The organism is Pseudoalteromonas sp. SG43-3 (assembly GCF_014164385.1).
Classification (GTDB): domain Bacteria; phylum Pseudomonadota; class Gammaproteobacteria; order Enterobacterales; family Alteromonadaceae; genus Pseudoalteromonas; species Pseudoalteromonas distincta.
This window is the reverse complement of the sequence record NZ_JACJFC010000028.1, coordinates 38,732-51,681: the sequence shown is the minus strand read 5'-3', so window position 1 is coordinate 51,681 and position 12,950 is coordinate 38,732. Positions and strand designations below refer to the sequence as shown.

16 protein-coding genes and 1 tRNA gene are annotated in these 12,950 nt (G+C 38.4%); 4 read left to right on the top strand and 13 right to left on the bottom strand.

The genetic code is table 11. From position 1 onward, the window contains the following. From tolA to H5157_RS18855, 8 genes are all read right to left on the bottom strand, one after another. Positions 1-433 (bottom strand): cell envelope integrity protein TolA (gene tolA / locus H5157_RS18890; RefSeq protein ID WP_182725281.1); only part of this gene is annotated, 433 nt, incomplete at its 3' end. Between the two features lie 4 nt (positions 434-437). Further along, the gene (tolR, locus tag H5157_RS18885; RefSeq protein ID WP_002960641.1) at positions 438-866 is read right to left on the bottom strand and encodes a protein TolR; all 429 of its coding nucleotides are present in this window, start codon (positions 864-866) and stop codon (positions 438-440) included. After that, positions 853-1,557 (bottom strand): protein TolQ, encoded by a 705-nt coding sequence (gene tolQ, locus H5157_RS18880; RefSeq protein ID WP_002960643.1) that lies wholly within the window; start codon positions 1,555-1,557, stop codon positions 853-855. Before tolQ ends, tolR begins: the two co-directional genes overlap by 14 nt. 964 nt (positions 1,558-2,521) lie before the next feature. Next, positions 2,522-3,529 carry a Holliday junction branch migration DNA helicase RuvB gene (gene ruvB, locus H5157_RS18875; RefSeq protein WP_182721056.1) on the bottom strand — a complete coding sequence of 336 codons (1,008 nt, stop codon included), beginning with the start codon at positions 3,527-3,529 and terminating at the stop codon, positions 2,522-2,524. Positions 3,530-3,536: 7 nt separating this feature from the next. Further along, positions 3,537-4,154, bottom strand: a complete 618-nt coding sequence (gene ruvA / locus H5157_RS18870; protein ID WP_002960647.1) for a Holliday junction branch migration protein RuvA — start codon at positions 4,152-4,154, stop codon at positions 3,537-3,539. Positions 4,155-4,156: 2 nt separating this feature from the next. Next, the gene (gene ruvC / locus H5157_RS18865; RefSeq protein WP_002960649.1) at positions 4,157-4,681 is read right to left on the bottom strand and encodes a crossover junction endodeoxyribonuclease RuvC; all 525 of its coding nucleotides are present in this window, start codon (positions 4,679-4,681) and stop codon (positions 4,157-4,159) included. Positions 4,682-4,810: 129 nt separating this feature from the next. Next, the gene (locus H5157_RS18860) at positions 4,811-7,312 is read right to left on the bottom strand and encodes an ABC transporter permease (RefSeq protein WP_182671772.1); all 2,502 of its coding nucleotides are present in this window, start codon (positions 7,310-7,312) and stop codon (positions 4,811-4,813) included. After that, positions 7,302-8,015, bottom strand: coding sequence for an ABC transporter ATP-binding protein (locus H5157_RS18855; protein WP_154903889.1), 714 nt, complete (start codon positions 8,013-8,015; stop codon positions 7,302-7,304). Before H5157_RS18855 ends, H5157_RS18860 begins: the two co-directional genes overlap by 11 nt. Between H5157_RS18855 and H5157_RS18850 the strand changes: the two genes are divergently transcribed. Next, positions 8,016-8,639 (top strand): arylesterase, encoded by a 624-nt coding sequence (locus H5157_RS18850; protein ID WP_039490141.1) that lies wholly within the window; start codon positions 8,016-8,018, stop codon positions 8,637-8,639. It begins immediately after the preceding gene. A gap of 111 nt (positions 8,640-8,750) precedes the next feature. Further along, positions 8,751-8,827 (top strand) — tRNA-Pro (locus H5157_RS18845). A gap of 204 nt (positions 8,828-9,031) precedes the next feature. Here H5157_RS18845 and H5157_RS18840 read toward each other — a convergent pair. The 5 genes from H5157_RS18840 to H5157_RS18820 all read right to left on the bottom strand — a co-directional run bounded on the left by H5157_RS18840 (position 9,032) and on the right by H5157_RS18820 (position 11,838). Then, positions 9,032-10,096 carry a replication initiation protein gene (locus H5157_RS18840; protein WP_182725280.1) on the bottom strand — a complete coding sequence of 355 codons (1,065 nt, stop codon included), beginning with the start codon at positions 10,094-10,096 and terminating at the stop codon, positions 9,032-9,034. A 77-nt stretch (positions 10,097-10,173) separates the two neighbouring features. Beyond that, the gene (locus tag H5157_RS18835; protein ID WP_182725279.1) at positions 10,174-10,392 is read right to left on the bottom strand and encodes a helix-turn-helix domain-containing protein; all 219 of its coding nucleotides are present in this window, start codon (positions 10,390-10,392) and stop codon (positions 10,174-10,176) included. A 286-nt stretch (positions 10,393-10,678) separates the two neighbouring features. Further along, positions 10,679-11,158 carry a dual specificity protein phosphatase family protein gene (locus tag H5157_RS18830; protein WP_182725278.1) on the bottom strand — a complete coding sequence of 160 codons (480 nt, stop codon included), beginning with the start codon at positions 11,156-11,158 and terminating at the stop codon, positions 10,679-10,681. 31 nt (positions 11,159-11,189) lie between these two features. Beyond that, the gene (locus tag H5157_RS18825) at positions 11,190-11,558 is read right to left on the bottom strand and encodes a hypothetical protein (protein WP_182725277.1); all 369 of its coding nucleotides are present in this window, start codon (positions 11,556-11,558) and stop codon (positions 11,190-11,192) included. Positions 11,559-11,646: 88 nt separating this feature from the next. Further along, the gene (locus H5157_RS18820; protein ID WP_182725282.1) at positions 11,647-11,838 is read right to left on the bottom strand and encodes a hypothetical protein; all 192 of its coding nucleotides are present in this window, start codon (positions 11,836-11,838) and stop codon (positions 11,647-11,649) included. 92 nt (positions 11,839-11,930) lie between these two features. Here H5157_RS18820 and H5157_RS18815 point away from each other — a divergent pair, with 92 nt between their 5' ends. Beyond that, positions 11,931-12,194, top strand: a complete 264-nt coding sequence (locus H5157_RS18815; RefSeq protein WP_165723918.1) for a helix-turn-helix domain-containing protein — start codon at positions 11,931-11,933, stop codon at positions 12,192-12,194. A gap of 19 nt (positions 12,195-12,213) precedes the next feature. After that, on the top strand, positions 12,214-12,729 hold the full coding sequence (locus H5157_RS18810; RefSeq protein ID WP_008136220.1) for a hypothetical protein: 516 nt from the start codon (positions 12,214-12,216) through the stop codon (positions 12,727-12,729). Positions 12,730-12,950: the final 221 nt, after the last annotated feature.

The window sequence follows — 12,950 nt, the reverse complement described above, 5'->3', positions numbered from 1 at the left end:
CTTGCTTTTGCTTTTCGGCTTGCTTAGCTTTAGCACGCTCTTTTTGCTCAATGGCACGTGCTTTTTTAGCTTCTGCCTCGGCTTGCGCTTTTTCTTTCTCTTTAGCTTTACGCTCTTGTTCTAGCTTTTTAATATTACGTGCTTCTGATTCGCGTTGCTTGCGTGCATTGGCCGCTCTGCGTTCTAAATCACGGATACGTTTATCTTCAGCACTTTTTTTATCTTGTTCTTTCTTTTGAAGCTCAGCAATTTTTTGCTCAACTTGTTTTTGATCAACTGTAACGGCTGATACCGCTTTATCTGGCGTAGGTATAGCCGAATTAAGCGTTACTTCCATTACTTTAGGTGTTGGCGGATGAATATTTGCAGAAGCATACAAAAATCCACCAATCCCTAAATGAAGTACTATTGATTTTACTACTGAACTATTCATACAGCTACTTCCCCTCAAAGGATTCAGTCATTAATCCTACTGATGGTACGCCTGCATTTTTCAAAAAATCCATTAGTAATAATACTTCTTGATACGACACCTTACCCGAGCCTTTAATCATTACCGGCACGTCAGGGTTTTTCATTAGCTGTAATTTTATAACCGCAGCCACATCAAGTGCTTCCATAGGCTCTTCAGGATCAGTACCTACACTCACGTAATATTTACCTTGTGCATCTATTGAGGCAATAATAGGCGGAGTATCTTTAGTATCAACTAAATCAGACTCTTCCATTTTAGGTAAATCAACTTTTACACCATGCGTAATAAGCGGTGCTGTAGCCATAAATATTATAAGTAGCACCAACATTACATCAATGTAAGGTACTACATTAATCTCTGCGACCGGACGGCGCTTTTTACGCTGATACATTCGCTTGTGCCTCTATTTGTGTAGCTGCTTGACGGTGTAAAATATTAGCAAACTCTTCCATAAAGTTAATATAGTGAGACTCAAGCTTTTCAACACTGTTTGAAAAACGGTTATAAGCAATAACAGCAGGGATCGCCGCAAATAAACCCATAGCAGTCGCAATAAGTGCCTCTGCAATACCTGGTGCTACCATTTGTAATGTAGCTTGCTTAACTTCACCTAGTGCAATAAAGGCATTCATTATACCCCACACTGTACCAAACAAACCGATGTACGGACTTATAGAACCTACTGTTGCTAAAAACGATAGGCTAGATTCCATTTTTTCAATTTCACGAGAAAGCGCAACACGCATAGAGCGGTGCGTTCCTTCCATAACAATACTCGCACTTTGAAATGTATTCTTTTTATGGCGAGCAAACTCTTTAAAGCCCGAAGTAAACAAAGCTTCAATGCCTTGAGACTGACCGCTGCGTGACGATATCTCGTTATATAATTTGCTTAAATCGATACCCGACCAAAACTTTTGCTCAAATTTCTTAGCATTTATTAGCGCATCCGATATTGCTTTTTTACGTTGAAATATAATTGTCCACGACATTACAGACATGGCAACTAGCCCTAACATTACTAATTGAACAAGCAAACTTGCTTCTAAAATTAGATCTAAAAAATTAAGCCCTGATCCCACGTTAAACTCCTAAATAATTTCAAAATACGGCAAATTGGTTAATTTGTGTAAATATGACCGCTTACACGGCCAAAAGTTGCATCTAGTGTATCTAGTCCATTTCAAGCTGACAACGGTATTGCTATGAATAGGCAACAAAAAACGTTAAAAAAACAGCTTTAGTTAGCATTTCCCTTTGCCTCAGTATTTTATTTAAACTTTAAAACAAACTCGCTAACTATAAATATGCGTAAATATATACATGAAACGTCATAAAATGCGCCGTTTATTCAAAATAAGAGCATAAACACTCAAAACCTATAAGCCTCACCTGCACGTAATAGTAAAACTAATACCGAGCTATAACGAAATAAATTACTTAAGTTATAAATTTCATAAACTTATAAATTTAACGATTAATTAACGCACAAGATTCAAACAACAATAAAATTCACTAAATTAGTTTTTCTAATCTGAAAATACAAATTTTCTAGTTTGAACAAAAAAGTAAACTTACGTATTATTCTCCCATACCGAGCTAGCGCACTGAATGAGATAGTTTCATTAAGCCAAGTTCTTAGTAATAGGATATTTTATCGTATTACATTGTTTTACTCTTTCTGGATAAAACCAAATTTAGTAAAACGTAGTTCCCCTGGATTACTTCCTTCAACTTGTTGTTTGCCCGCATTTTTTGCGGGCTTTTTTTTGCCTGCAATTTAGCGCGCTACATATTTTATTTATAAACTAATAATTGCCCTACCTAATTTACAATAAGTAATTCGCTTACTAGTTTGAATGGTACGCAGGATAGCCTCGCGAGTCTTAACGCCCTGTGAATTAACAGTTAACTATAAAGCGTATTAGTATTTTGAAATAACATTTGCAACAGTGTGTTGAGGTTTTGAGTATAATAATTTGAAACAAAGGGATACTGAAACAATTACCTGCTGCGCTATAAACCACAGCAAGTAAAGTATATAGGCTAGTCTTTTTTAGGAGGTAAACCAAAGTGATGGTATGCACTGTCAGACACTATGCGCCCGCGTGGAGTACGCTGAATAAATCCTTGCTGGATTAAAAATGGCTCTATTACATCTTCTATTGTTTCGCGCTCTTCACCAATAGCAGCCGCTACATTGTCGAGCCCTACTGGGCCGCCCATAAATTTTTCGATTATGGCGAGTAAATATTTGCGGTCCATATAATCAAAACCACTTTTATCTACGTCAATCATATCAAGGGCTTGCTTAGCTACATCGGCGTTTACTGTGCCGTCAGATTTTACTTGAGTGTAATCGCGTACACGGCGCAATAAGCGGTTTGCAATACGTGGTGTGCCGCGCGAGCGCTGGGCAATTTCGGTAGCGCCATCGTCACACATTTCTAAACCAAGATAATGTGCAGAGCGCCCTACTATGTGCGATAAATCTTCTACAGAATAAAACTCTAATCGCTGCACAATTCCAAAACGGTCACGCAGTGGCGATGTAAGCGATCCTGCTCGTGTGGTTGCACCAATGAGTGTAAATGCAGGTAAGTCTAATTTAATAGAACGCGCAGCTGGGCCTTCACCAATCATTATATCAAGCTGGTAGTCTTCCATTGCGGGATACAGTATTTCTTCAACTTGCGGGCTTAGCCTGTGTATTTCATCGATAAACAGTACATCGCCCTCTTCTAAATTAGTAAGTAGAGCAGCTAAATCGCCTGCTTTTTCAAGTACAGGGCCTGATGTTGTTTTAATACTTACGTGTAACTCATTGGCTACAATATTTGCAAGCGTGGTTTTACCAAGCCCAGGTGGGCCAAATATTAATAAATGATCAAGCGCTTCACCACGGGTTCGGGCAGCTTCAATAAAAATTTCCATTTGCTGCTTAACATGAGGCTGGCCTCTGTAGTCGGCTAAAAGTTTTGGTCTTATTGCACGATCTATAGAGTCTTCATTTGTTTTTTCAGTCGCATCAATTAAGCGATCCGCTTCAATCATGGGTTACTCACAACATAGATTTTAAAGATTCTCTAATAAGAACCTCAGTAGACATATCGGGTTTACTTATCGATTTTACTGCTTTTTGAGCTTGTGGCAATTTATAACCTAATGCAAGCAGTGCCGATACGGCATCATCCGCTGCATTATTAGCAATTGTCGCATCGCTCATTGGCTCTATTACTGCGCTGTCACTAAATGGCGTAAATAAATCATTACCCCAATCTTTTAGCCTGTCTTTCATTTCGAGTACTAAACGCTCGGCTGTTTTTTTACCTACACCGGGTAATTTAACAAGCGATGTTGAGTCTTCGTTATTTACACAACTTACAAATTGTTTTGCCGACATGCCCGATAAAATAGCTAAGCCAAGTTTTGGCCCTACGCCATTTGCTTTTAATAGCTCTCTAAACAAAGCACGTTCAACTTTATTATTAAAACCAAATAATAGTTGAGCATCTTCACGCACTACAAAGTGAGTGTAAACAATCGCATTTTCACCAATTTTTGGTAAATCGTAAAAACAGGTCATTGGCATTTGTACTTCGTAACCTACACCACTTACTTCGAGTAATATTTCTGGTGGCTGTTTTTCGACTAAAATACCATTTAAGCGGCCTATCATAATTATTTCCTTAAACGTCCTCTAACGGTTTTGCTTGCGCTGCCCGCTAGTTTAATTAAATTTTGTTCTGAGTGAGCGTGGCAAATCGCAATAGCGAGTGCATCAGCTGCATCGGCTTGTGGCGTACCAGGTAGTTTTAAAATATTTTTTACCATGTGTTGCACTTGAGTTTTATCAGCGCCACCGTTACCTACTACTGCTTGCTTAATTTGCCTAGCTGAATATTCAAATACGGGCAAGTCGGCCATTGCAGCACCTACAATAGCAGCGCCTCTAGCTTGGCCAAGTTTTAAAGCTGAATCGGGGTTGTGCGCCATAAATACTTTTTCAATGGCAAAGGTTTCTGGCGAAAACTGCTCAATAAGCTGTGTAATGCCTTGGTAGATCATTTTAAGCCTAACCGGAAAAGGATGATCGGCTAACTTAATACAGCCACTGCCTAAGTATGTAAATTTAGAACCTTGATGGGCAACAACACCATATCCGGTCAAACGTGAACCAGGATCGATCCCTAAAATGATGGCCAAACAGCGCTCCATTGTTATTATTTTTAAATTAAGCTAATAATGCCAGAGCACTGTATAAATTACCAGTACAAAGAAAAACAAAAATGCCCACGTACTAGGTGGGCATTTACAGAGCATGTTAGTTTAAGCTTACCCTAGGGCACGCACTAATCCTTGGGTATTTTGTTTAAGTGTTCGGGCAATCATTAAATAACCTAAACCTGCCACAAATACGCCGCCAGCTACCGGACCTATAATCCATATATGTGGGTGTAACTTACCTGCTAAATCAAACATTTGTTGCTGCACAATCAAAAGCGCTATATCACTAAAAAATGCAGCCACTAAACCAGCTAAACCGCCCAGTAATAAAAACTCATACAGGGTCGCGTTTTTAATTAATCGGCTTTTAGCCCCAAGCGTTCGCAGTATTACAATTTCTTGCATACGCTCACCTAAACTAGCTTGCACTTGCGATATAAGTACAAGCGCGCCACACAGCACTACAATTGCAAGTACGAAGCCAATGGCGAGCGATACTTGCGAAATAGTAGTTTGTATTTGCTTAACAAAGTTATCAATATCAATAGCTGTAATAGTAGGGTAAGTACGTAATAACTGGCTAAAATCACGCTTTTGGTCTGGGTTTATACGTACCGACGAAATATACGTTGCGGGAAAATCTGCAAGTACATCTGGGCTTAAAATAATAAAAAAGTTAGGTTTAAGCGTGGCCCAATTAACTTTGCGCACACTGGTGATTTTAGCATCGAACGACTGCGAACCAATTAAAAATGTTAGCGTATCGCCTATCTCAACATCTAAACGCTCAAGCATCGACTCCTCTACTGAAGCCTCAGCCATCGCATTTTCACCAAACCACGTGCCTTGTGTTACTTCATTTTGGTCAGGCACATCTTTAAGCCATGTAAGGTTTAGCTCACGACCAATACCTGCACGTGCTTCTTCGTCTTTTTTCTCGTTGTCTTGCAGCGATACAGAACGTGCTACCAGCTCGCCGTTTACCGCATTTACGCGCCCACGAATAGTGGGATAAAACTCTGATACCTGAATATCTTTTTGAGCTAAATATTCATTAATTGGCTCAAGCTCATTTTGCGTAATATTAACCAAAAACGCATTAGGCGCGTCGTTTGGAAGCTGCGACTGCCAATCAGATATCATGTCGTTTTTAAGTACCACTAAAAACAGCAGTAATTTAATTGCTAACGAAAAACTAATTAACTGTACCGCGTTCACATTGGCACGCTTTTGGATAGATGCAATTGCAAGCGACCAACTATTACCTGGCTTTAATCCTAGCTTTCGACCACCACCAAATATTAATTTAGATACTAAAAACAGCACACCAATTAGCGCAAGTGTTGATATAAACAAAATAAGCGTTATTTTTATGTTGTTACTAAATAACCACATTAATAAAAACACAGTTAGCGCACTCATACCTAAATGCACACGACTTACAGCCAACTTGTCACCTAAGTTACGGCGCAGTACTCTAAGCGGTGGAATATCAAATAAATCAAATAACGGTTTAATAGAAAACATAACGGCACAAATTACGCCAGTGCTTATAGCTACCAGCCAAGGTTTAAAGCCACCTAAAGGCAGCTCTGTGCCCATACTTTTTGATAAGTAACTTGTTGCTATTTCTTGCAAGCCATAACCAATTAACAGCCCAATACTTACCGCCATTGCACATACAAGCAATAAATGGAGCATGTATATTTTGCGGATCATTGAACGGCTACCGCCTAGCGTTTTCATCATCGCTACTGGGTCGTATTGGCGTTCACAATAACGTTTTGCTGAAACAGCTATAGCCACTGCGGCTAAAATAATGCCCAGTAAACCAGCAAGTAATAAAAAGCTCTCAGCGCGGTTTAAGCTGTTTGAAATGGGTGATTGGCGGTCTTTAACGCCATACCATTGTTGGTTTTCTTTCATTTGTGGTTTAAGCCACTCGTAAAAGCTATTTATGTCGGCCTCACTACCTGCATAAAGTTGGCGGTAATAAACTCGACTACCCGGCTGCACAACTTCAGTTTTTGCAACATCGTCAATATTAATAAGCACACGACGGCTACTTGAAAATACATTAAATGGCGCGTCTGGCTCTTCTACAATAACTTTTGAAACATTAAATAATGCCGCGCCAAGCTCTACTTGCGCGCCTATATCAATATTTAAACTGTAAAATACCGACTCACTTAGCCACACATTACCCGGCGTTGGCCCGCTATTAGCAACTTTAGTTTCACCGGTTAGGGTATCTTTAACTTTTAACTGCCCTTTTAGCGGGTACGCATTAGATGCCGCTTTTACTGAGCTAAACTGCATTTCATCATCGGCAAACAACATAGTGTCGAAATACACCATTTGCGCCGTTTTTAAATTTTGGCTCTGTGCTTGAGTAATAAAAGCGGTGTCCAGAACATGGTCGCTTGCAAGTACACGGTCTGCTGCAATAAAAGCACTGCTTTTTTGCGCAATACTTTGCCCTATTCGCTCAGTAACCATCGACAGTGTAAGCACGGTTAAAACAGCAAGGGCGATAGCTGCGCTTATAACCGTGAGCTCACCACGGCGAAATTCTCGCGAAAATAACTTAAGCGCTAACTTAACCCACATTAGCAACGTCCTCTACTTGGCTTTTTACCAGTAAACCCGCTTCTATTTGAATAATGTGCTCACATTTTTGTGCAAGCCCTTCATCGTGAGTTACCAAAATAAGCGTAGTACCGTGCTGAGTATTTAAATCAAATAATAAGGATTCAATCATTTTACCGTTTTTGCTGTCTAAATTAGCCGAAGGCTCATCAGCAAATAGTATTTTAGGTGTACCAATAAATGCTCGCGCAATAGCAACACGCTGCTGTTCACCGCCAGAGAGTTGCGACGGGTAATGATCAATTCGATGGCTCAAGCCTACTTTTTCAAGCAAAGCAATTGCTTGCTCTTTTGCATCACTTTCACCAGCGAGCTCTGCTGGTAGCATAACGTTTTCTAGTGCCGTTAAGCTTTGTACTAACATAAACGATTGAAACACAAATCCAATTTTAGCCGCGCGCAGTGCAGCACGCTCTTCTTCATCTAAATTGTGTAATGGTTCACCATCTAAAAATATTTCGCCGCTGCTTGCGGTATCCAGCCCCGCTAATAAACTGAGTAACGTTGATTTACCAGAGCCCGACGTGCCAACAATAGCAACAGACTCACCATGCTTGACATTAAAGCTGATGTCGCTGAGGATGGGCAGCTCACCTTCAAAGGTAGAAACTATTTTAGACAAACCATTAACCTGAATTATATTTAATTGAGAAAGCGCTGACATATGACTCATTCAATCCTTCGTTTAGTATTCATTTTATTTTTAGTTATCAAACCGCTGAGCGCAGCAGCCGACAACACGATTTTAATACTCGGTGACAGTTTAAGCGCAGCCTACGGACTTCAACAAGAAGAAGGCTGGGTAAAATTGTTACAAGATAAATACGATGACGAACAAGCCGACATTGAACTTATCAACGCCAGTATTAGTGGCGAAACATCTGGTGGAGCCCTACGCCGTTTAGATGCATTGCTTGAGCAATACGAACCCACTCATGTACTTATTGAGCTAGGCGCTAATGACGGTTTACGTGGTTTCCCCGTTAAAAAAATGCAAACTAACTTAACGTCTCTTATTCAAAAAAGCCAAGCAGCTAATGCGATGACCGCCTTAATGGAGATTTACATTCCCCCTAATTACGGCCCGCGTTACAGTAAAATGTTTACTGACACTTTTTCGCGCGTTAGCGAAGAAACAAATGCGCATTTAATGAACTTTTTTATGCTCGATATTGCCAGCCAACCTGAGCTAATGCAAAACGATAGTTTACACCCTAACAAAAAAGCTCAGCCATTAATACGAGATGAGATGTATGACTCGATCAAAAAGTGGCTAAATAAAGACTAGCTAATTAATACACCGCAAGGGCGCCTTTTTAGGCCTCTTGCGCAATAAACACCCAAACAAACAATCGCTTATTGATTTTTAAAAAAATACACGTACTATTGCAAACAACGTCGGTATGTAGCGCAGCTTGGTAGCGCACTGTCATGGGGTGGCAGGGGTCGAGAGTTCGAATCTCTCCATACCGACCATTTAATTTATTTAAATATTAAGTACTTATAATTTAAATAAAATACATACTGCTACACGTACACTAAATATTATTAATACATGTAGCATATATGTAGCTTCACTACTTACAGCTAATTCAGCTCGTTCATATGTAGTTATTAGATAACTTTAATATGTAACATCATGTCCTATCTTATTTCCTAATACCCTGATGTGCAGCATAATTAACATATTTCTAGTAGATGTTTATATTTAGCAACAGCTTGTCGAGTCATTCCTATTTCGTTGGCTATAAGTACCTGTGAAGGCTTTTTCCCTTCACTTTGTATCTTCGTTATTGCTCTAGTAATTTTTTCCTCTGTGTTTGTTCTACGTGCTTTGTGTGTAAACTTAGCTCCCTGCTGTTGAGCAAGTTTTTTAGTTACGATCTTAATTTGCAGTAAAAATAGTCCGGCTCTCCCACGGTTATTTGACGAGCTATATTTGAACCAAGTGAAATTAGCCACACTCTTAACAATCCCTTTCAATTCGGAGTGGTTTAATGGGTGGGTTTTAGGAAGGTCTGACGAACTGAACTCATTACAAGACTGAGCAATATTAAATAAATGACTTTCCCATTGTTCATATGTCCAATTCTCTTTCGCATAATTAATACGTTCGTATGCTATGAATCTAAGCTCATGAAATACCATACAGTTTCGCGACTCAGCGACTAAAGACCAATCAAAGTCATATCGGCGTTTTTTTGTCACCTTTGTTAAATAATTATTTAATTCATTTAGACTATATTCATGTGCATGAAGGAAAGATGTATTCCAACTCGAATTTAAAGGGTTTTTACTCAAAGGGCCGTAATAGGATGTATCAGCGCCTAATTGCAATGTCATCCCCTTTCTTACATCATCTAAAAATCTGACTGGTTTTTCACACGATGCATTTGATGAAGGTACAAATTGAACTGCATAAAATAGATGCGCGCCACCAACTACTTTAGAGCTATCAGCTCGGTCTAAGCCACTTACAATTATATTTGGAGGCGGTAATAACTTATCTTCCCAGCTAAAAGTGTTTTCATCATCAATGTCAAAAACCAACCAGAACACGATGTTTTTAGGGTTTATCTGAATATATTTATGAGTTTTTAACGCTAAATCACCATACCGATAACGTGCTTCATGTTTTATATCTGCACTAAGTGTTCTAGGTGGTGTGGTTTGAAATAATCGTTGTGTTAAAAGCAACTGAGCACACTTATTCTCAACCATTAATGGCTGTACTGCTGAATTCATAATAAAAATACCTATGTCAAAAGTAATCAACATGGCAGGCAAGAAGTTTAATTTGCTATGCCTGCCATACTAGCAAGCTATGTGCGGTCACCATATTTGCGAAGCCAAGTATCTAAAGTCGACTTTTCAAATAGTAATTTGTTACCTAACTTAATACTTTCAGGCGAAAGTTTTTTAGCTAACTGGTGATCCCCCGCTTTTAAAGCGGCTTTACTTTTATTACGAATATTATAAATATGTTGAGTAGAACAGCTTAAATAAGCAGCTGCTTGTTGAGCGGTAATATATCCAGGCATAACAATCTCCAATACGTTAAAGAAGCGAAGAAATGCGCCACATAGATATGGCTTAATTTCATACACAAACGTGTATGTACCTCGTTACGTATTGAAGGCAGCCCGTAAGCGCCTGTTTTTTCACTGTGAAAGTGATAAGTAGAATGTTCTGAACTTAATTAAATAGGGAAATTTCTTCGCGTTATAAATAAGCATATAACATATGCTTATTTATAAATTTAAATTACTTAGGAGTATAAATCAAGCAATTTAGCCTCTAACGGGTTTGAACTTTATAACGCCCTCTTTATAACCAACGTTGTTGAATGTAGCCCAAATTTCCAAATTTAGGTTTATATTCACTGTAGTAGTTTTCACGAAATACTTTATCCGCGTCTTCCCTATCTATTAAACCATTTTCAAGCAAATACATTAAAGCAATAGATGGGCTTCGAGATTCACCTAAGCTGCAATAGATAAATACTTTTTCTTCATTGTCTAAAGCTCTTTTTATAAAGCCTAACGCAGGATCGATCATTTCATTACTTACATATGCAGGGTTATCACCATCAATCATGTTTAAATAAATCGCTTCCTCCGTTTCTTTAAATAAGTAGTAAGGGTTATCTTTGTTGCATCCCCTGCCACTCCAACCAACAACAGATTGGTGAGTTACATGACCATTTGCTCTGTTTAAAGCACAAACAATTTTCATGCCCTTTGATTTGGCAAGCTCATATTCTTCTTTAGTACCTACGTAAATTTCTAAATCGCCAATTCTTTTCATAATAAATCCCTTTAAATTTTGTTTGTGCCGTTTAATGAATTACTGAAGGCTGGATTTTCAAACTATCACTGCAATCATCACAAAGCATAAGCATCCACTTAAACACTGATTGAACATGTGCCTCAGGGTAGTAATTATCAAACTTCTTCACTTTTTCTGATCGATTATAAAACGATGAAAAAGACTCTAGTTGTATATCCCAAACCTCTGATTGCTCGTTACTATAATCGTAAAACATGAAGTCTAAGGTAAGTAACTCACTAAGCACTTGTGCTTCATTAAGCTTACTTAGGTTATTTCTAATCGATAATAACTTATCACGGCTATTATCCTGACCTTGCAGTCTGATAAATAAAAAATCAATCGCGGGTAAAAATGCATAAACGTTAAAATTAATCATAAAAAACTACGCAGCTTTTCAACTGCGTAGCCTGTATTTTGTGTAAAAACCCACTTAACAATTGCACTTAACAAAGCAACTGTCAAAACTATTTGTAGAACTCACCACGACTATGAGTGTCTCGCGCTTCTTGCTCTGTGTAGCTATCACCGCAATGATCGACATTTCCAGTTCCATCATTGTATTCATCAATGAACTTATCCTGCTCAGACTTATCATCAACATCCAGCAAAATATCAACCGTAACGGCCCCTATAAACTTAACTGCTTTCCAGAACATTTGCTTCACTCGCTTCCATCTAAGTATTCCTTAGTATCGTGAACACATTAAAGCTAAGAAACTCTTAGTTTTCAAGTTAAGAATTTAATATAATGAAAACGAATGATGGTTCACCGTTTCCAAAACGGCTAAAAGAGGCAAGACTAGCAAAAGGACTTTCGCAAAAAAAACTAGGAATACTGGCAGGTATGGATCAGTTCGCGGCGTCGCCTAGAATGAATCAATACGAAAAAGGCGTACACTCACCCGACTTTCAAACAGTGCGCGCGTTAGCTAAAGTATTAGAAGTGCCAACAGCATTTTTTTATTGTGAAGAGGATGCACTAGTAGATTTAATTCTGCACTTTAAAAAATAAACTAACCGAACGGATATTTATGAAAAAAGCAGTAAGAGTTAAATTGATTTTGTATATTTCACTATTTATCGGCTTAATTATCTTCCCATTTAGCTTGTTCAAAGGATGGATATTTATTGCATATCCATCCCTTTTAATAGGCTTTACAATACCTTTCATATTACTTTTAGAGCATGATATTGAGAAGTTTCTAAAAGGGATATTTTTAATTTTATATGGGATTTTTTGGGGTGCAGTAATCCCAGAGGTATTCAGTGAGTATATGAATGGATACTTTGCCCAACAATTTGAAATTTTCAAAAATTTAGCTCTTTTTTCTTGTACCGGCGCTGGCGGCAGCATTATAGCTTCTCATTCAGAAACAGAAAGTAAGAATAAAAAGATCGAAAAAGTTGTTATTGATAAAACAGAAAAAATAGAAGAGCTAATATGTAGCATAGATAAACTGAGAAAAATAACATATCGAATCCACGCCATATATGGAGTAATTATTATATTAGTTATTCTCATCATAGTTTCAAATAGCATGCTTTAAAATACCTCTAAGAATACCAAAGCTTTATTTTCTAACAACATATAGCAAATTCATTTTTAAAGAGAGGCATCATGAGCAATAGCCTCTCTTTAAACATTGGGGCTTCGCCCCTGTCCCCCGCTATGTCGAAGCCGAAAATCGGCTTACACATAGCGGGGGACAACACATTCATACCCTTATACGCAGGTTTTATTTGCAGATTGAAAAATATTTCTAAAGTG